This window comes from Chryseobacterium ginsenosidimutans, assembly GCF_024807225.1.
GTDB classification, from domain to species: Bacteria; Bacteroidota; Bacteroidia; order Flavobacteriales; family Weeksellaceae; genus Chryseobacterium; species Chryseobacterium ginsenosidimutans.
The window spans coordinates 4,149,379-4,168,473 of sequence record NZ_JANUCO010000001.1 but is presented as its reverse complement, the minus strand read 5'-3'; the positions used below and the strand labels follow the sequence as shown (position 1 = coordinate 4,168,473).

Annotated in this window: 25 protein-coding genes and 2 pseudogenes; 6 read left to right on the top strand and 21 right to left on the bottom strand. The window is 32.2% G+C overall.

Annotated features, from left to right (window positions below; all coding sequences use genetic code 11):
• Nucleotides 1-2: 2 nt before the first annotated feature.
• From J3D55_RS19530 to J3D55_RS19480, 11 genes are all read right to left on the bottom strand, one after another.
• Nucleotides 3-440: a GNAT family N-acetyltransferase gene (locus J3D55_RS19530; protein WP_259133594.1), complete on the bottom strand. Its 438-nt coding sequence runs from the start codon at nt 438-440 to the stop codon at nt 3-5.
• A 188-nt stretch (nt 441-628) separates the two neighbouring features.
• A complete protein-coding gene (locus J3D55_RS19525; protein ID WP_259133592.1) occupies nt 629-949 on the bottom strand; it encodes a hypothetical protein in 321 nt (106 codons plus the stop codon).
• Complete coding sequence (locus J3D55_RS19520) at nt 950-1,471, bottom strand: 3'-5' exonuclease (protein ID WP_259133590.1); 522 nt, start codon at nt 1,469-1,471, stop codon at nt 950-952.
• A gap of 132 nt (nt 1,472-1,603) precedes the next feature.
• Nucleotides 1,604-2,233: a hypothetical protein gene (locus tag J3D55_RS19515; RefSeq protein WP_259133588.1), complete on the bottom strand. Its 630-nt coding sequence runs from the start codon at nt 2,231-2,233 to the stop codon at nt 1,604-1,606.
• A 122-nt stretch (nt 2,234-2,355) separates the two neighbouring features.
• A complete protein-coding gene (locus tag J3D55_RS19510) occupies nt 2,356-2,655 on the bottom strand; it encodes a hypothetical protein (RefSeq protein WP_259133586.1) in 300 nt (99 codons plus the stop codon).
• Nucleotides 2,656-2,658: 3 nt separating this feature from the next.
• A complete protein-coding gene (locus tag J3D55_RS19505; RefSeq protein WP_259133585.1) occupies nt 2,659-3,618 on the bottom strand; it encodes a bifunctional helix-turn-helix transcriptional regulator/GNAT family N-acetyltransferase in 960 nt (319 codons plus the stop codon).
• A gap of 90 nt (nt 3,619-3,708) precedes the next feature.
• Entirely contained in the window at nt 3,709-4,080 is a 372-nt protein-coding gene (locus J3D55_RS19500) for a hypothetical protein (protein WP_259133584.1), read from the bottom strand.
• 61 nt (nt 4,081-4,141) lie between these two features.
• Nucleotides 4,142-4,342 (bottom strand): YqaE/Pmp3 family membrane protein, encoded by a 201-nt coding sequence (locus J3D55_RS19495; RefSeq protein ID WP_259133582.1) that lies wholly within the window; start codon nt 4,340-4,342, stop codon nt 4,142-4,144.
• A gap of 47 nt (nt 4,343-4,389) precedes the next feature.
• Nucleotides 4,390-5,319 (bottom strand): UbiA prenyltransferase family protein, encoded by a 930-nt coding sequence (locus J3D55_RS19490; protein ID WP_259133579.1) that lies wholly within the window; start codon nt 5,317-5,319, stop codon nt 4,390-4,392.
• A 96-nt stretch (nt 5,320-5,415) separates the two neighbouring features.
• Nucleotides 5,416-5,931: a Crp/Fnr family transcriptional regulator gene (locus J3D55_RS19485; protein WP_259133577.1), complete on the bottom strand. Its 516-nt coding sequence runs from the start codon at nt 5,929-5,931 to the stop codon at nt 5,416-5,418.
• Nucleotides 5,932-6,259: 328 nt separating this feature from the next.
• On the bottom strand, nt 6,260-6,643 hold the full coding sequence (locus J3D55_RS19480; RefSeq protein ID WP_259133575.1) for a tetratricopeptide repeat protein: 384 nt from the start codon (nt 6,641-6,643) through the stop codon (nt 6,260-6,262).
• 69 nt (nt 6,644-6,712) lie between these two features.
• Here J3D55_RS19480 and J3D55_RS19475 point away from each other — a divergent pair.
• A pseudogene (locus tag J3D55_RS19475) lies at nt 6,713-6,841 on the top strand (TerD family protein); the annotation flags it as partial.
• A gap of 111 nt (nt 6,842-6,952) precedes the next feature.
• On the opposite strand, the gene J3D55_RS19470 reads toward J3D55_RS19475, so the two are convergent.
• The 7 genes and pseudogenes from J3D55_RS19470 to J3D55_RS19440 all read right to left on the bottom strand — a co-directional run bounded on the left by J3D55_RS19470 (nt 6,953) and on the right by J3D55_RS19440 (nt 13,352).
• Complete coding sequence (locus J3D55_RS19470; protein WP_259133571.1) at nt 6,953-7,246, bottom strand: hypothetical protein; 294 nt, start codon at nt 7,244-7,246, stop codon at nt 6,953-6,955.
• A 7-nt stretch (nt 7,247-7,253) separates the two neighbouring features.
• Nucleotides 7,254-8,228 carry a hypothetical protein gene (locus J3D55_RS19465; RefSeq protein ID WP_259133569.1) on the bottom strand — a complete coding sequence of 325 codons (975 nt, stop codon included), beginning with the start codon at nt 8,226-8,228 and terminating at the stop codon, nt 7,254-7,256.
• Nucleotides 8,229-9,006: 778 nt separating this feature from the next.
• Nucleotides 9,007-9,828: a carboxylesterase family protein gene (locus J3D55_RS19460; RefSeq protein WP_259133567.1), complete on the bottom strand. Its 822-nt coding sequence runs from the start codon at nt 9,826-9,828 to the stop codon at nt 9,007-9,009.
• Nucleotides 9,829-9,832: 4 nt separating this feature from the next.
• The gene (locus J3D55_RS19455) at nt 9,833-10,501 is read right to left on the bottom strand and encodes a hypothetical protein (RefSeq protein WP_259133565.1); all 669 of its coding nucleotides are present in this window, start codon (nt 10,499-10,501) and stop codon (nt 9,833-9,835) included.
• A 96-nt stretch (nt 10,502-10,597) separates the two neighbouring features.
• Entirely contained in the window at nt 10,598-10,864 is a 267-nt protein-coding gene (locus J3D55_RS19450) for a hypothetical protein (RefSeq protein ID WP_259133563.1), read from the bottom strand.
• Nucleotides 10,865-10,965: 101 nt separating this feature from the next.
• The gene (locus tag J3D55_RS19445; protein WP_259133561.1) at nt 10,966-11,244 is read right to left on the bottom strand and encodes a hypothetical protein; all 279 of its coding nucleotides are present in this window, start codon (nt 11,242-11,244) and stop codon (nt 10,966-10,968) included.
• 19 nt (nt 11,245-11,263) lie between these two features.
• Nucleotides 11,264-13,352: pseudogene (locus tag J3D55_RS19440) on the bottom strand (M3 family metallopeptidase).
• Between the two features lie 212 nt (nt 13,353-13,564).
• Here J3D55_RS19440 and J3D55_RS19435 point away from each other — a divergent pair.
• Entirely contained in the window at nt 13,565-14,098 is a 534-nt protein-coding gene (locus J3D55_RS19435; protein ID WP_259133558.1) for an SRPBCC family protein, read from the top strand.
• A gap of 39 nt (nt 14,099-14,137) precedes the next feature.
• Here the strand turns inward: J3D55_RS19435 and J3D55_RS19430 are convergent, their stop codons facing one another.
• The gene (locus J3D55_RS19430; protein WP_259133556.1) at nt 14,138-14,494 is read right to left on the bottom strand and encodes a DUF805 domain-containing protein; all 357 of its coding nucleotides are present in this window, start codon (nt 14,492-14,494) and stop codon (nt 14,138-14,140) included.
• A 70-nt stretch (nt 14,495-14,564) separates the two neighbouring features.
• Here J3D55_RS19430 and J3D55_RS19425 point away from each other — a divergent pair, with 70 nt between their 5' ends.
• The 4 genes from J3D55_RS19425 (at nt 14,565) to rimM (ending at nt 17,264) form a co-directional block, all read left to right on the top strand.
• Nucleotides 14,565-15,014 carry a GreA/GreB family elongation factor gene (locus J3D55_RS19425; RefSeq protein ID WP_259133554.1) on the top strand — a complete coding sequence of 150 codons (450 nt, stop codon included), beginning with the start codon at nt 14,565-14,567 and terminating at the stop codon, nt 15,012-15,014.
• A gap of 448 nt (nt 15,015-15,462) precedes the next feature.
• Complete coding sequence (locus J3D55_RS19420; RefSeq protein WP_259133553.1) at nt 15,463-15,975, top strand: nitroreductase family protein; 513 nt, start codon at nt 15,463-15,465, stop codon at nt 15,973-15,975.
• A gap of 167 nt (nt 15,976-16,142) precedes the next feature.
• Nucleotides 16,143-16,709 (top strand): 30S ribosomal protein S16, encoded by a 567-nt coding sequence (locus J3D55_RS19415; RefSeq protein ID WP_259133551.1) that lies wholly within the window; start codon nt 16,143-16,145, stop codon nt 16,707-16,709.
• Nucleotides 16,710-16,721: 12 nt separating this feature from the next.
• Entirely contained in the window at nt 16,722-17,264 is a 543-nt protein-coding gene (gene rimM / locus J3D55_RS19410; RefSeq protein ID WP_259133549.1) for a ribosome maturation factor RimM, read from the top strand.
• A gap of 104 nt (nt 17,265-17,368) precedes the next feature.
• On the opposite strand, the gene J3D55_RS19405 is transcribed toward rimM, so the two are convergent.
• Both J3D55_RS19405 and J3D55_RS19400 read right to left on the bottom strand, forming a co-directional pair.
• Complete coding sequence (locus J3D55_RS19405) at nt 17,369-17,962, bottom strand: serine hydrolase domain-containing protein (protein WP_259133547.1); 594 nt, start codon at nt 17,960-17,962, stop codon at nt 17,369-17,371.
• 43 nt (nt 17,963-18,005) lie between these two features.
• Nucleotides 18,006-19,007: a serine hydrolase domain-containing protein gene (locus J3D55_RS19400; RefSeq protein ID WP_259133545.1), complete on the bottom strand. Its 1,002-nt coding sequence runs from the start codon at nt 19,005-19,007 to the stop codon at nt 18,006-18,008.
• Nucleotides 19,008-19,095: the final 88 nt, after the last annotated feature.

The following is a 19,095-nucleotide window of genomic DNA, read 5'->3' as shown; positions in this document are numbered from 1 at the left end:
TTTTATTTTGGAAATTCCATGAAGTAAGAATGTTCGTTTTCGTCAATGATTTCAAAACCTAAGCGTAAATATAAATGCTGAGCTTTATTGACTTTTAAAACACTTAAAAGAACCGTTTTTTGATCGGTTTCAGCTTCATCAAAAATACTTTTTAAAATAGATTTTCCGATTCCTTTTCCCTGTAAATTGGGATTGATTTGTAGTTGCAAAATGTGTATTTTATCAAGATTTCTATCAATTTTAAGCAAGCCGATTGGTTCGTTGTTTAGAATAATGATATGGGCTTTGTCGAATTCATAAAGAATCCTTTGAAGTACAAATTCTCTTGCTGTGGGAAGATTCGACTGCGCATAATATTCCGTCATGGTTTTCATCCTTAAATCAAAAAGAAAATCGATGTCGTTTTCTGTGGCTTTGCGGAATTGAAGATTTAAATTCATTTTAAAAATCATTTAGGTTGATGATTTTTGAACTCGAATCACTGAGTTTAATTTCAATTTTTCCGGAATCTAAAATATGTAATTCGTTGAAATAAATGTTTTTTTCGTCTTTTTCCATTTTTCTTACCATTTCATTGATAAGATTTTTAAAGATAATCTGATCAGAACAAAGAACGATTAAATAATCATTAATAAAAATATTCTTGATAAAAGTAACCGCAGATAAAGCAAGATAAGGTAGTTTCTATTTTCTCTAATGTCGAAATTTTAATTAAAAAATGATTGCTTTCTTTTGGAATATAAATCCATTCGTTATTGGTTGGTGAATATTGATTTAAATAAAAATTCATATAATTCCAATCGCCAAAATATTCTTTTGTCAAATTTTTATCATCGAGAAATAAATCAACTTTATAAAGCACTCTCCCGTTGTTGGGTTCAACAATATCGATACATTTTAGTTTTAAAATGCCTTTTTCTGTTAAAAATGTAAATTCCGGTAATTCCATTTATTTCAACCCGATTTTAAGACCCATTTCCTTTTTCATGTGCAGCAAAACCTCTGCATTTCCTCTCGCGTCGTCAACAGGATGATGCGTATGTTCTGTTTTGCGAAGATGCTTCCATTGTGCAAACGTATCTTTTTCCAGTCCGCAATAGAGATCAGAAAGCCTTCTCGATGAATATCCGAAAGGATTTCTTTCAATAAAATGATGAAAGTACCAACAGATAAACATCCAGTCGAAACCATTATTATCACTGATGAAAATCGGTCTTCCTTTAGAATTTTCTTTAATCCATTCTTCAAATTTCAGCATCACTTCTTTCGGATCATCAAAATTCATCGTTTCCTCTCTTGTGAAGCCTGAAACCGCCAAAGCATCCGGATTGAATTTATCGGAAATAGGTTGTAATTTTCCATAAAAAGTCTGATCCAGATTTTCATCCACGATCACTGCTCCGAAACATACCATCGAAAAGTCTCCGGGAATCGGACCGTCGGATTCTATGTCGACCATAATGTAGCTCATAAAATTTTGAAAATCAATATTTTAAATTTTATATAATTTTAAAAAAACATAAGATAATCAATACCTATATTTTCAAGGACATATTTTTTAGCTATTTCAAGATAGTTTTTTTGCATTGTTTATAAGCTTAAACTACATGTTGAAATCACGAAGTTCAATAATCGAACCTTTGTAAAATTTAGTAGAATCATACAAATCCGAAAAACACTTGTAAATATTAGGTTTGGAAAGCAAATCGGATTTTTTTTCACTGAATTCATTTTCTGCAAAGGAATAGAGATCTTTATAATCTGATTTTAAATAATTAAAAAGAAAATTTTCTTCACCTTTTTCTCTGTCGATTAAACCCGTAAAAAATATTCCGTAAATCAGAAAATGATTAAAATTTTCCGAATCGAAAATATATCTGAAATTTTCCTGAGAATATTTTTTATAATCTAAAAGGATCTGCTGGAATTTTTCAACCTCGGAAGAAGACGGAATTTCATAAAAAACATCAATCCCATGAACAAAAAGCTGGGTTTTTACTTCTTCCGAATCTGAATTGTATTTTACTTTAAACCAATTAAAAATACTCAATATTTCTTCCTGTGAAAGACTGTCAACATTTTCCTGAACTTTTTTCTTGATCAGTTCAAGGCTTGTTTTTTTATCATCTTGAAGAAATGGAAGCACATTATCTTCTTCACAGCAGAGTTTGTTGTACAAATTGATTTTTGCAGCAACTTGGTTGGTTTTTATAAAATAAAGTTCTTCCGCCATAATGTTATGCGATGCCTTGTTTTTGGGTATTTCCTCAACTAAGATAGCGAAAAATTTTGCATTATTCTCAATTATAAATCAACTCTAATATTATTATTAAAATTAAATTCTTTTTAAAAATATTAGTCTCCGTAAGCAATAATGTCTTGTTGATTTTTTTCTGCGATTGAGATGATTTGTAGTAATTTTTTAATATCATCATCAAACTGTAAACTTTTAATTGAAATATTCTTTTTGATTTGATCTGTTATTTCTTTATTCCACCTGAAATCTGAATAATAATCAAAGCTCTTGTCGATAATTCCTTTCTTTTGTAAATTATAGAAAGTTTCGTCATCGAGTTGTCCAATCAAGATAAGTTTTGCTTTCTCAGGATAGTTTGGCGTCGGCTGATCTTTTTTAATTGTATAAAAATCTAACATTTTTTAATTGTTTAATTTCAATTCCATCTGAATATTACAGCGTTTGTAAGGCGTCGCATGACCGACAACTTTTTCAAAACCTAATTTATAATAAAGATTAATTGCAGGTTTTAGAACTGTATTGCTTTCCAGATATAAATGTGAAGCGCCCAGTTTTTTTGCTTCTTCTGCGATTGCTTTACCGAGAAGCCAGCCGATATTTTTCCCCTGCGCTTTTGGTGAAACAGCCATTTTTGCCATTTCATAATCGTAGTGAGAATCATTCATTTTGATTAAAGCACAAACTCCGACCGGTTCGTTATTGTAAAGAGCAATAAGAATTTTTCCGCCTTTGTCGAGAATGTATTCTTTCGGATTGTCTAACGCTTTGTAATCGGCTTCTTCCATTTCAAAATAGTTGGAAATCCATTCTTCATTTAAAGATTTAAAAGCGTGTTGATATTTTTCTTCATATTCTACAATTTCCACATCTTTGCTTTCACGGGCTTTCTTTTGATCCTGAACTCTTTTAAACAAAGATTTTTTCTCCAGAATATGTTCCCATTCTTTGATGGCTTCCCAAAGATTGTGAGAGGCTTCATTCAGCATCAGTTCAACAGCGTTATCAATATCCTGACATTGAATTTTTATTTTTTTTGAAAGTTCTTTTCCTTTTTCAGACAGAGCGACAACGTTTCTACGCTTGTCTTTTGATTCGATGCTGTCGTCAATTAAACCCGCTTTTGTCATTTCCTTTACAATTTTTGTAGCGGAAGGTTGCGAATGACCGATATCTTCAGCAATTTCAGTAATTGTTTTTTCACCTTCCTCGGAAAGTAAAAAGTAGACAGGAAACCATTTCGGCACAAATCCTTCTACATTATACATCTCATAAATCTTGGCTGCATCATCCGTCATCTTCGATGTTAATATTCTCATTCGGCTTCCAAGAGCCATTTTCCCGGTTTTATCAAAAACATTCATCTTTTTAGTAATTAATTATATAACTAGTTATGCAAATGTAAAAAGTTTGAATTTCATGACAAAATATTATGCTTAAAATTTTGGAATTATTTAATTTGATTGAACGAAAATTACTTTAGAAGTTAAGTTTTGATGTCCGCCATATGCTTTAATTTCGATCTTGTATTTTGTATTGGGAGCGGCAACGAAACTTTCATCAATGTAATAGGTAAAGCAAAATTTATTATCATTAATTTCTTTTACAATAGAATTATCTTCCATTGACGTGACAATTAATTGTTCGCTCATAATAGAATCTCCATCATCATAAATAGTGGCTTTTATGTGAATACTGCTTCCATTACTGAAAATCTGATTTTCGGTTGGCGTTTCTATTTCAATCCTTGTATAATCGTCTCCAGTGCAGGAATTTATTAGTAAGACTGAAATGATAATTAGAAATAATGAATGAAATTTTGCCATAATTTATTTATTAAAAATCCTTTAAAAACTTAAAGGATTTAATGTTTCTATTATGAGGATATTATCTTTGATTTTCCCGAACTGCACGAATTAATTTTTTATTTCTTTTTTCCGCTCTTTCATTATTTAGAGACATGGCTGCCCAAATTGCTGCAGGAATCCAGCCGATTAAAGTGATCTGTAAAATAAAACAAAGAATTCCCGTTAAGATTTTCCCGCGAACGATGAAGGATAAAAATGGCAATAGAATGGCTAATAACATGTTTTAGTTTTTGATTGATTATTAAATATGCAATTTACAAATTTACCTCAAACCAAAGCCGCAAAAACTCCAAACACAGCTTTTATCACCATCAATCCATCGATGACAATAAGATAATAAAGCAGCGTTCTTCTTTTCTTCAGGGAAATTGCAGAAAGAATTAATAATAAAAAGGGAATTAAAACCAATATTATTTTTAAGATGCTGAAATTGTGAGTGATGGCATATGTAAGAAAGGTGAGAATTCCTAAAACCGTTAACGGCAACAGAACATAAAAAATAGTTTTAAATAATCCGATTTTCACGACTAATGTACTCAGATTTGCATGACGGTCACTGGCGAAATCTTTAACATCAAACATAATCGCAAGCAAAGAAATAAACATGACATTTTTAAAGAACAACAATGTTCCGAAAAGGGAAAGTTCACTCTTGTGGAATTGAAGAATATCATTAAAAATCACAGGATAAATAGTGGCAATTCCGGCCCAGACAAAACCTATGATAAATGGTTTCAGCCAGCCGATTTTACGAAGGTTATATTTTTTAGAAATCACATTCGTTCCGTAATACATTGCCCCGAAAACCGGAAAAATTAAGAACAGAAACCATTGAAAAAAACGGATCATTTTTATTTCTTCATGATAATAAATCATTCCGAAAATCAATAAAATTAGAACGAATATAGTAAGGCTGATCTGAGTTTTTAAAACCAATCCATGATTGCGGACATACCATTGCGTGCGGGGATTTTTACTGTTTGGAACGTAGTTTCTGGCGTAAGGATAATTGTAAAAAAGGACGGTCACAATAAACGCCATACAATAAATAAATACGCCTTTATACAAAATATGCATCTGGAAAGAGGTTTCTATCATCAAGCTTACGACGCAGATTCCGTAAAAGTAATTTCCGTAAAATATGAATTCAATAAGCTTTTGAAATAGTGTTTTATGGCAAGATTTATCCTGAAGCATCAATTTAAATGTGTTGACGATGATGAGTTTTATCCGGCAAAATTGAGAATAATTTTTGAACGGGTTTTTTGCAAATGACAAAAAATAAAAGTGGCGTTATTTTTTTGCTCTTATCTTACTGAGACTTGCCTGTGTGATGCCGAGATAATTGGCAAGATCTCCCAGACTGATTCTCTGCATTAGATCTGCATTGGTCTCAAGAAACATCTTATAACGCGTACCTGCATCATCTTTAAGAATTGTACTGAGGCGCGAAACCATATACGCAGCGATCTGTAAAAGCCATTTTCTGAAAAAAGTTTCTATTTCGTGATGATCTTTGCAGAGTTTCTCCATTTTATCGCGGTGTAATTTCAAAATGATGCCGTCTTCGAGTGCTTTGATCTGAAAATGCGACGGCGTCTGATCATTAAAACTTTCCAAAGCGGTAACAAAATGTTCTTCCGGAAAAAAGCGCAAAATAAATTCCCGGTCTTCGTTGCAGGAACAGATTTTTACCATTCCTTTTTTAACGAAATAAATATGCTTACAAACCTGTCCTTCACGCACCAGAAAATCTCCCTTCTGGATGGGGACTTCGGTGAAGTGGGAGAGGAGATTTTGCACGTCCATGTCTGGGATTCTATGGATTTAAAATTAATGAAAAAATTGTAAAACAAACCCTCTGAAATTGTCAAAGGGGTTAGAGGCTGTTTAAATTTTAAATCTATTTTTAACATTAAGAAATTAAGACAACTTATCTTAAAAAACTTAATAAAAAGCAATCTATTGATTTCTTAATTACATTCAGCTTAATTAACTGAAAATCTTAATGTTAAAAACAAGAATAAACAAAGTTTATTTTACTTTAGAAAATTAAGAAAAAGGTCATAAAAAAATTATTGAATAAAATTTAAACAGGGTCTTAATTTTTATGAGTATTTATATTGTTGATAACTATTTAGTGAGATTGAGGATCAAAATAAGCTTTAAAAGTCAACGGATCTTCGGTTTTATCTTCGGCTTCTTCAAGATATTCGTGATATTCTTCCTGATGCATTTCCATATAAACCATTACGATTGCCAAGTTTACAAACAGGTTTTTATCTTCCGAACCCAAATCTAATGCCGTCTTTAAATAATGTATTGCCGTTTCATTTTCGCCCATATCAGAATAGATCGCTCCAATATTGATTAAAGCAGCCGTATTTTGAGGCTCGATGAGCAAAATTTCATCCAATTCTTTAATTAAAAGATCATTTAAAGTATCCCAATGATCTTCATTTTCCCATCTTTTTGCCTGAAGTTTTTTTACGTTTTCTAATCTTTGGGTGATGTTATTCATGGTGTAAAATTACGGAATTGCAACTATTTATTTTTCTTTTATTTGCGTTTTTCAAATAACCATTTCGGAATTTCATCTGTTATCAGAAACGGAATCACAAAAATGACGATCGGTTTGGGTTGGGATCCCAATAAAGGAAAGGATTATGATTTTGATATTGATGCTTCTGCCATGATGATCGATTCTCAAAGGAAACTTCCATAGAAAAAGGAATCGAGTCTGGAAGATTGTACAAGAAATGGCAGCGGGAAATTTGACGCTTCAGGGATTGATTACAGAGCAGATCTTTCATTCTTTTTAGATAAATACTTACAATTGTAGCACTGCTTTTCGTTCTATTGCATTTTCAAGTACTCTCGTCCAGGCATTTTTAGTTTTTTCAAAATCATTGAAATGTTTTGCGGCATTTTTACTGTATTTTTTAAATTCGATCAATATTTTATGAAATTCATCAGTCTTAAAATGAGCACAAAGTTTTGGAATGGTAAATATTAAATTTTCTTCCATTTCTTGCATTGTAATTTCAAAATTTTCTCTATCAATGATATAAACCAATAATGGCTTGTATCTCACCCAGCCTATTGCAGCGTTCACAAAACGCATCAGTATTTCATGACTTGTATTTTCTATAGGCAACAGTTTCGCTGGGCAAAACACCGTTCAATAGATTGTTATACATCGAAAAACCATCGTGAAATGCGTAGCAAGGCACTTTTGTCACTTTTAATTCTGATAAGGCTGAGCTCATAAAAGTGTCTTCACCTCTTGCGCCAGGCGGATTGTAGAATGGCGGAAACTTTTTGTAATTTTTTAAATTGAAACAAAGGTTAGCTCCCGAGATGAATTTCATTCCATTCGATTCTTCAATTTCATATGCGATAGAGTTGTTTAATATATTTTCATCGGCATAGGTCACGCCTTTTTGTTTAATGATCGTTTGTTTTATTTTATCCCAATTGATAATATCGTTACTCAAAGCATCAATGAATAATTTAAAATCATTTTCGGTAAGAGCATCGTCAAATTCTAGGTGGGGAATAGGCGAAATATAGCCGCAATGTAATCCGTGAGTAATATCGGAATCGTCATTAAAATGCAAATGTGTACTTAAAATACTTTGTCCCATCCATACCAATTTTTCTTTTTTGTTTTTGTATGCAGCCAAAGGATATTCGTCGTCGTCGATAAACAGTAGTTTATCCATTTTAAGTTTTATGGCAAAATAAGTTACAATATTTCTTTTTTTTGCATATCCTTCGCCAAAAAGCAGGTGACAGTCCTCAGCACTTATTGAATTATCTTTTTTAGTTAAAAGCTCAATTTCGTCGTTTATTTCATTGACTCCGTAAAAATGTATAGAATCGACCAAATCTCCCAATTCTTTTGGTATTTTTTTGTAGTCGCTGATATTGGTATTCTTATAAAGCAAATCGTAAGAAATAAAAACATGAATTTTTATATTTTTATTTTTGATTAAACCATGTTCCAACCAATTGTTTATGTAGGTTTTTAATACATTTTGAAAAAGCAGTCGACCTGTCACAAATCCAATTCCAATGTTAATTACTTTTTTATCGTTCATCATTTTATTCTAACTTTTTATAATTTGCTTTACATTTAGAATTGCTAATTTCTGTATAGACTGTACATCTCTTGTACAAGTTTATTACGCTTTCAGAAACATGAGTATAATGTATAGGTATTGCTGAGAAATAGAAGATTAAGGTTCAATTTTGCAGTTCAGCTTTCATACTGTAAAACCGAATGTTATGACTACTTTTTTGTTCGTCACAACTGTTCTATGTTCATCATTTCTGATGATGTTGTTTTGCAATTTACGAATTTAAAAATAAATCAGGAATGTCGGTTTGAGAATAGAAGAATTATAGAGCTATGGAAATGCTTTAGCTTTTGTGTATGTGTAAATTTTTTTTCGCTGCTTTAATGGGTTTTTAAATGTTGTTTTTTTAATTGTTAAGAGCCTGTTTAAATTTTATATTACAAATTTTTGTAACCCTGTTTGAAATATAGTTTTTTATATTATTCTTGAGAATAAAAGTTTTGTATCAAAAGACCTAAGCTTCTTTCAAATGGAATACACTAATATTTTTAAGGCAAGGATTATATTTACATTCCGCATTATTTTAGAAAGCAAAGGCAAATAAAATTTGCTTCACAAAACGGGAAAACAGCACTTCATCAAATCAACTTGTTGATTCATCTTTGCTCACTTCACAATAAGTACTATTGAATTAAATCTTTGCGTTAAAAATTAGTACTGCTTTTTGAAATGTTTGAATTAAATTTAAACAGACTCTAAGATGTATTCAATCATTTTATTTTCACGGAATTTTATTTTTCTTTTATTTACGTTTTTCAAATAACCATTTCGGAATTTCATCTGTTATCAGAAACGGAATCACAATATTGTTGTGATTAAGATGAGTGAAAGTCGTAAAAATCAAATTTTTGTCGGAAGAAAGTTTATTATATAACTCAACGCTGCCGATGTATGGGTTTTCATCATCATTTTTACCGTGAATGAGCCAGATGTTTTTTTCTTTCATTTTATTAAGATTCGACAAATCCGGAACGGCAGCTACAGAAACAACCGCTGCAAATGTATCGGGTTGCAGATTCATAAGATTTTGAGCAGTTGAACCTCCCATCGAATAACCAATCAGATAAATCCTGTTTTTATCAATATTGGGATATTCTTTTTTAAGATCTTGAATCAATTTTAATAAAGCAGAAACCTCGTTAGAAGGCTTTGAAACTTGGATGCCTTCTTTATTGATCTCATAATTGGTAGAGCGCTTATTAAACTGTGGAGCTACAACATAACACGGAAATTTTTCATAAATCTCATCCCGTAACCAAATTTTAGCGAATGGTTCAAGTTGATTTTCATTATCATTTCCGATCCTTGTAGAATTGTGAAATGTAATAACCAACGGAAATTTTTTGATTTTGCTGTTATTTTTAGGCGTTAAAAATCTGTACGGAATGTTAATCTCATTATCTACAAATGTTTTCTTTTGAAATGTATCGGTATTTAAACTGTTTACTATTTTTCTATTGTTCAAAAACGTAAGCGTATCAACTTCCGTATCCCGAAATTCTTTCTTTTGTGCAAAAGTTTGATTTACAATGAAAATTAATAAAAGAATGATCTTGAATTTCATAGTTTTAAGATTGTTTGAAAGCAGAAAGTTCGTTGATTTCCGGTTTAAAAACGATTTGCTGAATAGCCTGTTTTATTAAAGCTCGTGCAATTGACAGTGGATGTTGAGGAAATTCTGCGTCGTATTGTTCTTGCTCAGATTTATTCATCGGAGTTCCTTCTTTTATAGTAGGATCGTAAGGATCTTCGAACCAGTTTTGAAGACCGTTATCATCAAAAGTTATTTCTCCAGTATTCAAAAGTTTATTTAATATAAAAGAATCTCTGACTCCGGTTATATCCACTTCTGCAGCCTGAATTTTAACCACAAAACTGCAGTTTTCAAAAGGAATCGTGACGGAAGCAATATAAGTCATACCACTTTCGGGTTGAGGAATTTTTAAAATGGTTTTTACACTTGGCGTGTTATGTACGTTTAAAAAGGAAACTTCAACAATGCCACCTTTTGCGGAAATAACATTTTTTCGATAAAAATTTCTCAGAAAAGCAAGATCCTTTATTGTTGGTAGATCAGGTTGTAAGTCAAAAAAGTTTAAAGATATCAATACACTTTGTTCAGGATTTACCCAAACAATTCTAGACTCATTTTCTTCTACTTTGTTCCATCCGAAATTGGGAACAGAAATAGAATTAATATGTACTTTGGTTTTATTTTTATTGAAAAAATTGAACATATTTATTGTGTTTTTATTTTGAAATTAATTTTCTCAAATATAAAAGAATTTAGCAAAAAAATCCTTTAAAGAAATTAAAGGATTTTGGAATATTTTTTAATTCAAGTCATCATGTTCGTCAAAATCATTTATGCTAAAATATACAGTGTTTGAAGAATTTATTCCTGTAATTTTGTTTAAAATTTCTTTTGGGTTTTGACTATCGAATTCAATATAGTATTCATAAATTTGACCATCATCACTTGAATTATCAAGTACTCCAGAATGTTCCAGACTTTGAAATTCTTCTAGTGTTATTCCTAATAATTTAGCAATGTGTTCATCACTTTGCTGTTCAAAAAGGTCATCTAATTGTCTGCTCATAATAATTTTGTTTTAAGGTTATTAATGTTTAGTGGTCTATATTTTAATATCTTTTGAAATTAAAATTAGATAAATTATCTAATTTTAAACATTCAATATTGTTACATTTTTATGTTTTGTAAGTAGAAATCTAACCATTCTGTAAATTTTGAAAGAGACTCATTGTCTTCATAATAAAATGGATTAGAGTTCTCCTTGAAAATCACTTCGTCCCAATTGTTAAAATCTACTAAAAAATAAAAATTAGAGATAGCTTCTTTGCATTCTGAAAGATATTTTTTAGCTTTAATTTTGTTTTTAGAATTTTTTTCATAATTACTCCAGCTAATCTTGTAGCTTTCTTTGGTAGAGTTAATTAGTGTTACTAAGTCTTCATACATAAAATTAATTTTTATTTTCCTACCCAAACGCTCTCTTCAACAAACTCTCCACTTTCGGCTCACTTCCTCTGAAATTCTTATACAATTCCATCGGATCTTTTGTGCCTCCTGAAGAAAGAAGAACTTTATATTTTGCGGCAATTTCAGGATTGAAAATTCCATTTTCTTTAAAATATTGGAAGGCATCGGCATCCAGAAACTTCCGCCCATTTGTAAGAATAATATCCCGCAGAATATCCACCCTGGAAAATGTGTGAAAAGCTCGGACTCATCGCTGTTTCAGGATTTGGAGGGTACAATTGCGTAGCTTTCGTGTAATCATCCTCAAATTCTTTCACGGTCTTATTTTCCAACTCTGCAACTTTCGTGTGATAATTCATGTCCAACAATCCGAAACCAAGCTGTCTCATCGTTTGATACCCTTCCATAAAGTTTTTCGACTGAGCAATTTTCTCGATTTTTTCGTCCGGAAGAATTTCACCTGTTTTATAATGTTTCGCGAAAGTTTTTAAGAATTCCGGTTCATAACAGAAATTTTCCAAGAATTGAGAAGGTAATTCTACAAAATCCCATTTCACGGAAGTTCCCGAAAGAGTAGGATATTGCGTATTGGCCAACATTCCATGAAGGGCATGACCAAATTCGTGGAACAAAGTCGTCACCTCCTGAAATGTCAATAAACTCGGTGTATCTTTCGTCGGTTTGCTGAAATTACAAACAATAGAAATATGCGGACGAGAATTTTCGCCGTCTTTTTTGTACTGATTTTTATAACTCGTCATCCAAGCTCCGGCTCTTTTGCCTTTTCTCGGAAAATAATCAACGTATAGAAGAGATTTGTAGTTGGTTGTTGGTTGTTGGTCGCTTGTTGTTGGTTTCTGACTGTCATTCTGAGCTTGTCGAAGAATCTCGCTTCCCGCCTCAAAAACTTCATACACTTTCACATCTTCATGATATTTCGGGATGTCATTTCTTTCTTCAAAAGTCAATCCGAAAAGTTGTTTTGCTAAACCAAAAACAGCATCCTGAACCTGATTTAATGGGAAGTATGGCTTTAATTCCTCATCATTTAAGTCATATTTTGCTTTACGAAGTTTTTCGGCATAAAAAGTGTGGTCGTAACCTTGTATTTCATCAATTCCATCAGCTTTTGCTAAAGATTTTAACTCTTCGATTTCTTTTTCGGCGTAAGGTTTTGCTTTGGTCAACAATTCATTTAAAAAGTCGATAACTTTCGTCGGAGATTTTGCCATTCTTTCCTCCAAAACATAATCTGCATAATCTTTATAGCCCAATAATTCCGATTTTTGCTGTTTTAAAGTAAGAAGTTCTTTTATTAAATTTTGATTGTCAAATTCACCGCCGTCGAAAGATTTTTTACCGTTTGCCAATGCAATTTCTTTTCTTAATTCACGGTTTTCAGCATACGTCATCAACGGAATATAGCTTGGATACTGCAAAGTTAAAACCCAGCCTTCCAGATTTCTTTCTTTTGCTTCTTCGGCATATTGTTCCAGAATAGCATCAGGAATTCCTACCAAATCTTCTTTATTGGTGATATGTTTGAAATAATTATTGGTGGAAGCCAATACATTTTGTCCGAACTGAAGAGATTTTAAAGACAAATCCATACTGATTTTCTTTAATTTTTCCTTGTCTTCTTCATTTAATAAAGCGCCACTTCTTACAAAACCTTTGTAGGTTTCATTCAAAAGCATTTGCTGTTCTTCATTAAGGTTGTATTTCTCTTTTTCATCGTACACTTTTTTAATTTTATTGAAAAGCGCTTCGTTTTGAGAGATTTTTGAAGAATATTCTGTTAAGATTGGAGAAACTTCCTGAGCGATTTGCTGTAATTCGTCGCTTGTTTCTGCAGAATTTAAATTGAAAAATATATTGGAAACCGCATCCAGTTGTTCACCCGAATAAGCCAAAGCTTCAATCACATTTTCGAAAGTCGGTTCTTCCGTATTGTTGACAATAGCGTCGATTTCTTCTTCCGATTTTTGAATTAATTCCTTGAAAGCAGGAAGGTAATCTTCATTTTTAATATCGTTGAATGGCGCGGAATGATATGGTGTAGTAAATTTTTCAGTTAAAATATTCATATTCTAATTTTTAATTAATGTAAATTTAATGATTCTGATGAATCGACAGCGAAAATGCTCAAAAATGATGCCTGAACAGGAAGATGTGACAAAAATGCTATATCTTTAATATCTTGTCATAGGCGAAGTTGAAATGTGGTGGGAATGACTAATTTTGAAACAGATTTATTACTAATGATGTTGAAAATTTAACCCTAAATATTTTATAAACTATGAAAACAATCTTAAAAATTATCGGCGTAATTATCCTGTTAATTGTGGTGTATGCCGTAATTGCAATGCTGGCTTTCGGTAAAAATTATCATTATGAAAAATCGATGGTCATTAATGCTCCTAAAGAAAAAGTATGGCAGCAAATGAGTTCTATGAAAGCTTTCAACCAATGGAATCCTTGGATGAAATTAGATAAAACCATGAAAATTACCTACTCTGGAAATCCCGGAGAAGTAGGAGATAAATATTGTTGGGACAGCAAAAATGATAATGCAGGAGCGGGTTGTCAGGAAATTAAAGAATTGGTTTTAAATGAAAAGCAAAAAACCGAAATGACTTTTGTGAGACCTTTTGCAGGACAAGCTACTTCCGATATTATTCTGACTACTGAAGGAAATGCTACAAAAGTAACCTGGAGTATGGATACCGAACAAGATCCTATGATGAAAGTAATGCGACCGATGATGGATTACCAGATGGGAAAATCTTATGAAGAAGGTCTTAATAACCTGAAAGCGTTAGTTGAAAAATAAAATACAAGCCTTGTGAATCATCTCGCAAGGCTTTTTTATTTAAAATTCTTTTTTACCGATTTCATCAATGGTATTGTAGTTTCCGATACCTTTTGGATTGTGTCCGTATTTGTTTGTTCCGCGTTCTCCGTCAGCAAATACCATGATAAAAAAATAAAAAGGAATAAACTGAAACCAGCCGCTATTTCCCAGATCATGACATCTTTTTGCTCCCTGCATCACTCGAAAAATTAATCCTGCAAACCAAGCGATAACAGCGAGAATGTAAAAAAGGGCAAATTTGGTTACACCTCCCAAAATAACTGTGAAAAATAAGACACCAAAATATATTAAATAGGATAATGCAAATTCTGTCCTTCTAATTCTGCCGTCAGTTGAAAATACGTTTTTGAACATGGTTATTTTTTTAAAAGTCAAAAATATAAATTATTTAAAAAAATATTATCTTTATATAAAGATTCGATTCATGGAGAAGACAGTATTTGAGAAAAGCAACATAAGGAATTATGTAAAAAACGTGATTGCGGAAAAGATTGAAAAGCTTAAAAAATTTATCGAATTTACTTTAGAAGCAAGCCGTGATATAAAAAAGACTCCGAAATATGACAGTATGAGAGAAGAAATGCAGGAGGAAATTTACCAGATGCAGAGACAGCTCGGAGCATTAAATGATTTAAAAAGTAATATGGCAAAAGTCCTGAACAAATCCACCGAAAGGGTACAGTTAGGTTCTTTGGTCATTACAAATAAAGCACGTTTTTATATTTCGGTTTCTTTGGGAGAATTCTTTTTTGAGGGCGACCGGTTTTACGCCATTTCCTCCGAAAGCCCTATGGCTAAGAAGATGATGGGAATGAAACCCGGTGATGAATTTACTTTAAATAAGATTCATCAGAAAATTATTGAAGTGATTTAAAAACTATGAATTATTGTATTTAAAGACTCTGCCGTTCTGACGGAGGTATAATTTATTTACATTTAATTCCAAGATTTTAAAAGGTGCTGCTCGTTTTTTGACGCAAAGTATAATTCAATATTACTTTAATAAAAGTAAGCAAAGATGAATCAACAAGTTGATTGGATGAAGTACTGTTTTCACGCTTTGCGAAGCAAATTTCATTTGCCTTTGCCTTCTGAAATAATACGGAATGTAAATATATCTTTGCGTTAAAAATAATGAAGGATTCTAAATCTTTCGATACAAAAAATTACTCTCAAGAAAATATAAAACCATATTTCAAACAGGATTGCAAAAATTTGTAGTGTGAAATTTAAACAGATTCTTAGAATATCGTTCAGGTTTTGATTTAAATTTAATTTAGAATAATTAAAATATATTGAATTTCATGTCGTAATTTTGTTTTATGAACAAAGCAGACGTTTTAAAAGAAATCATAGAGCAAAGAAGAAGTATCTTTCCAAAAGATTATACAGAAGCAGAAATTTCTCAGGAAATTCTTGATGAGATTTTAAATTCAGCCACATTTGCTCCCAATCACAAACGTACAAAACCTTGGCGTTTTAAAATATTTAGAGGGGAAGAAAAAGCAAAATTAGCGTTGGAAATGCAGGAGATTTATAGATCTACTCAAGCTCCGGAAGTTTTCTTGGAAAAGAAATATAATGACATCGGATTCAAAATCAACAAAGCGGATGCAATAGTTTCCATCATTGTTAATTTCAGCGGAATGGTTCCTGAATGGGAGGAAATTGCCGCTGTTTCTATGGCTGTTCAGAATATGTATCTTACATGTACAGCAAATGAAGTAGGTTGCTACTGGAGTTCTCCCAAAATTGTAGACCATCTGAAAGATTCTTTAACGATCGAAGAAAACCAAAAATGTCTTGGGCTTTTCTATATGGGAAAAGTTGATTAAATCTAACAATGTAAAAGTTTATAATCAACCAATGAAGATGCTTAAAGCATTGTTGCATTATTAGAAGGATAAATTGTTATATTTATTAATTGCTAAATTAAATTTTTTGCATATATTTGCACTCTTAAATATTTAACTGGGACGAGTTCCCATAAAATTCAAACATTATGTCAGTAAAAATCAGATTACAAAGACACGGATCAAAAGGGAGACCTTTTTTCCACATCGTGGTTGCAGATGCTAGAGCTAGAAGAGATGGTAGATTCATCGAGAAACTAGGAACTTACAACCCAATTACTAACCCTGCAACTATTGATTTGAACGTTGACGCTGCTGTGAAGTGGTTAAACAACGGTGCTCAGCCAACTGATACTGCAAAAGCGATCCTTTCTTACAAAGGTGTACTTTACAAAAAACACTTACAAGGTGGTGTTGCTAAAGGTGCTTTTGACGAGGCTGAAGCTGAAAAAAGATTCAATGCTTGGGTAGAATCTAAAGAACAAAAAGTACAAGGTAAAGTGGAAGGTTTAACTAAAGCTCAAGCTGACGCTAAGAAAGCTGCTTTAGATGCTGAAGTTAAAGTAAACGAAGCTAGAGTTGCTGCTGCTGCACAAGTAGAAGCTGATGCTAAAGCTGCTGAAGAAGCTGCTAACGCACCTGCTGAAGAAGTTGTTGCTGAAGCTACTGAAGGTGAAGCTCCTGCTGCTGAAACTGAAGAAAACACTGAAGCTTAATAACAAACCTGTATGCGTAAAGAAGATTGCTATTTACTAGGAAAAATCACACGCAGACATGGCCTTGCGGGAAATGTGATCCTTAAATTGGATACAGATCAACCCGAGCTTTACAATAAACTGGAATCAATATTCGTTGAAATCAACGGACTATTGGTTCCTTTTTTTATTGAAAAGTCATCTTGGAGCAAATTAGACGCTCTGAATCTGGCTTTTAAAAACTCCTCAGAAGCTTTGGTAGACCAATCTTTAGGTAAAGATGTCTACTTACCATTGACTTCCCTTCCCAAACTTTCCGGGAAACAATTCTACTATCACGAGATCATCGGGTACAATATTCTTGACGAAAATGATAACGACTGTGGCGTGATTCGATCTGTGAATGATCAGACAGCACAGGTATATTTCGTTACCAATCTGGACGGAAAAGAAGTAGTGATTCCCATGATCAAAGACTGGATCATCGAAGTAGACAGAGAAGAAAGAATTATCAAAATGCAGCTTCCTGAAGGTCTTATCGATGTTTTTCTTATTCATTCTAAGAAAGACGAATAGTTTTTTCTCTTTTTTACAAAGAAGGCAAATAAGCTGTGAAGCAAATTCGCCTTGACTTTCCAAATTTATTTACAATATTTTTATTGCTAATTATCAATTATTTATTACTCAACAATTGCGGGTAATACATATTCTTCTACCATTTTATCAGCTTGCAGATGAGCGTAAGGTTTGTTGTAGGCTTGGGCTGTAATAACGATCACGACAGGGATTTCTGTAAAAATGATAATCTTGTTTCCGCCATTTCCGTTGGATTGGTAAGACTCGAAACTTTTATTTCCGATTTTATATACTTTTCTCCAGAACAGATATCCGTAACCTTCAAACTCTTTATTGTCTGCAAAATAATTTGTAAAGGATTTTTTGACCCAGTTTTTATCTAAAATAGTTTTTCCGTTCCAGATTCCGTTATTTTTATAAAGCTGACCGAATTTTGCGAAATCCAACGCATTCATTTTCAGTCCGCCTGCCAAAGAAGGTTTTTGTTGAGGCGTAAACTGCCATTTGTAATGGGTAATTCCCAACGGTTGAAAAAGCTTATTTTGAGCATAATTTTCTAATCCTTTCGGAACAGATTTGTCTAAAATATCACCTGTCAATACAACTCCTGCTGTAAAATAATTCCAGGTTTTACCGATTTTATTTTCATTCATGGGTAAGTCTAAAACAAATTTCACCCAATTATCTGTAGGATACATGTTCTCCTCATTTCCCGGAGATTCTTCATCCTGATCATTGCCCTCAAAAGCGGAAACTCATCGTCAATAAACTCTTAATGGTAACACTGTCTTTCTTAGAAGAATAATTGTTGAATTGTTTTACATCATAAAAATTTTTCAGACTTAAATTTTCATTTTTAATGTAACCATCTTTTATGGCGATGCCCATTAATGCTGAAGAAAATGATTTTCCTACGGAACGTGTGTCATTTAAACTGTCTCTTTTATACCCATTAAAATATTCTTCCACCAACAGTTTTTCATTTTTAATCACAACAATTCCTGTAATTTCACGGAATCTGTTTTCTGCAATTTTTTGGTTTAAAGCTCTTATTTTTTCTTGATTAAATTTCTCGTCAGAAACTTTCCAGCCGCTGTTTGGTTTGATTTTTTGAATGGCAATCTGTTCTTTGGAGATATTTTTTTGAGGAACGATTAATTTGATTTCTCCTTCTGCGATTACGTTCCCAACTTTTAATGTTGATAATTTTAAATAAGGCTTGATTTCAATTTTCAATAAATGATTTCCCGTTTCCAAAGCATCAATTCCGCCATTCGCAAGATAGAATCTTATCCACAAATATCTTCCCCAAGAATCTTCATTTTTTGTACTCAAAAACGGAATTCCGAAACTTGTTTTTATCTTTTTGCTTTCCGCTGTTCCGGCTCCGGAATTTAAGTTTTCGGTATAAATTAATTTTCCATCGACAATAAAATTGAATTGATAATTTCCCTTTTTAAGCAATTCATCAACCGTTAAAGAAGAATCAAGTTGATGTAAATAATTGACTAAAGAATTATCCAGAAAAACACGGATGTCAAAATCTTTATCTTCCTGAAATATCATGGTTTTTAAGAAATCCGTCTCCTGTATATTTTCAAGAGGGATAACTTTATCTAAAAAGACAATTTTGTTGAGGTGTGTTTTCTGAACAGGATTTTCCATTTTTTCAGGCTCAATAATATTTTGAGCTATAGAAAAGCTGGAAATTAGAATAAGAACGAATAAGAGAGTTGATTTCATTTTAAATTTTATCTACACAAAAATAGACATCGTTTTCCTGAAAAAATAGAATGAAATTAACGTTTTTAGTTTCTAGTAAATTGCATCA

Coding starts and splice junctions, on each gene's coding strand:
- J3D55_RS19450 (WP_259133563.1), bottom strand. CDS start 10,864: ATGAGCAGACAATTAGATGACCTTTTTGAACAGCAAAGTGATGAACAC.
- J3D55_RS19485 (WP_259133577.1), bottom strand. CDS start 5,931: ATGGACGTGCAAAATCTCCTCTCCCACTTCACCGAAGTCCCCATCCAG.
- J3D55_RS19425 (WP_259133554.1), top strand. CDS start 14,565: ATGGAGAAGACAGTATTTGAGAAAAGCAACATAAGGAATTATGTAAAA.
- J3D55_RS19430 (WP_259133556.1), bottom strand. CDS start 14,494: ATGTTCAAAAACGTATTTTCAACTGACGGCAGAATTAGAAGGACAGAA.
- J3D55_RS19465 (WP_259133569.1), bottom strand. CDS start 8,228: ATGATGAACGATAAAAAAGTAATTAACATTGGAATTGGATTTGTGACA.
- J3D55_RS19510 (WP_259133586.1), bottom strand. CDS start 2,655: ATGTTAGATTTTTATACAATTAAAAAAGATCAGCCGACGCCAAACTAT.
- J3D55_RS19490 (WP_259133579.1), bottom strand. CDS start 5,319: ATGCTTCAGGATAAATCTTGCCATAAAACACTATTTCAAAAGCTTATT.
- J3D55_RS19520 (WP_259133590.1), bottom strand. CDS start 1,471: ATGAGCTACATTATGGTCGACATAGAATCCGACGGTCCGATTCCCGGA.
- J3D55_RS19480 (WP_259133575.1), bottom strand. CDS start 6,643: ATGAATAACATCACCCAAAGATTAGAAAACGTAAAAAAACTTCAGGCA.
- J3D55_RS19530 (WP_259133594.1), bottom strand. CDS start 440: ATGAATTTAAATCTTCAATTCCGCAAAGCCACAGAAAACGACATCGAT.
- J3D55_RS19525 (WP_259133592.1), bottom strand. CDS start 949: ATGGAATTACCGGAATTTACATTTTTAACAGAAAAAGGCATTTTAAAA.
- J3D55_RS19460 (WP_259133567.1), bottom strand. CDS start 9,828: ATGAAATTCAAGATCATTCTTTTATTAATTTTCATTGTAAATCAAACT.
- J3D55_RS19455 (WP_259133565.1), bottom strand. CDS start 10,501: ATGTTCAATTTTTTCAATAAAAATAAAACCAAAGTACATATTAATTCT.
- J3D55_RS19400 (WP_259133545.1), bottom strand. CDS start 19,007: ATGAAATCAACTCTCTTATTCGTTCTTATTCTAATTTCCAGCTTTTCT.
- J3D55_RS19515 (WP_259133588.1), bottom strand. CDS start 2,233: ATGGCGGAAGAACTTTATTTTATAAAAACCAACCAAGTTGCTGCAAAA.
- J3D55_RS19470 (WP_259133571.1), bottom strand. CDS start 7,246: ATGCGTTTTGTGAACGCTGCAATAGGCTGGGTGAGATACAAGCCATTA.
- J3D55_RS19415 (WP_259133551.1), top strand. CDS start 16,143: ATGTCAGTAAAAATCAGATTACAAAGACACGGATCAAAAGGGAGACCT.
- J3D55_RS19500 (WP_259133584.1), bottom strand. CDS start 4,080: ATGGCAAAATTTCATTCATTATTTCTAATTATCATTTCAGTCTTACTA.
- J3D55_RS19405 (WP_259133547.1), bottom strand. CDS start 17,962: ATGTATCCTACAGATAATTGGGTGAAATTTGTTTTAGACTTACCCATG.
- rimM (WP_259133549.1), top strand. CDS start 16,722: ATGCGTAAAGAAGATTGCTATTTACTAGGAAAAATCACACGCAGACAT.
- J3D55_RS19445 (WP_259133561.1), bottom strand. CDS start 11,244: ATGTATGAAGACTTAGTAACACTAATTAACTCTACCAAAGAAAGCTAC.
- J3D55_RS19495 (WP_259133582.1), bottom strand. CDS start 4,342: ATGTTATTAGCCATTCTATTGCCATTTTTATCCTTCATCGTTCGCGGG.
- J3D55_RS19435 (WP_259133558.1), top strand. CDS start 13,565: ATGAAAACAATCTTAAAAATTATCGGCGTAATTATCCTGTTAATTGTG.
- J3D55_RS19420 (WP_259133553.1), top strand. CDS start 15,463: ATGAACAAAGCAGACGTTTTAAAAGAAATCATAGAGCAAAGAAGAAGT.
- J3D55_RS19505 (WP_259133585.1), bottom strand. CDS start 3,618: ATGAATGTTTTTGATAAAACCGGGAAAATGGCTCTTGGAAGCCGAATG.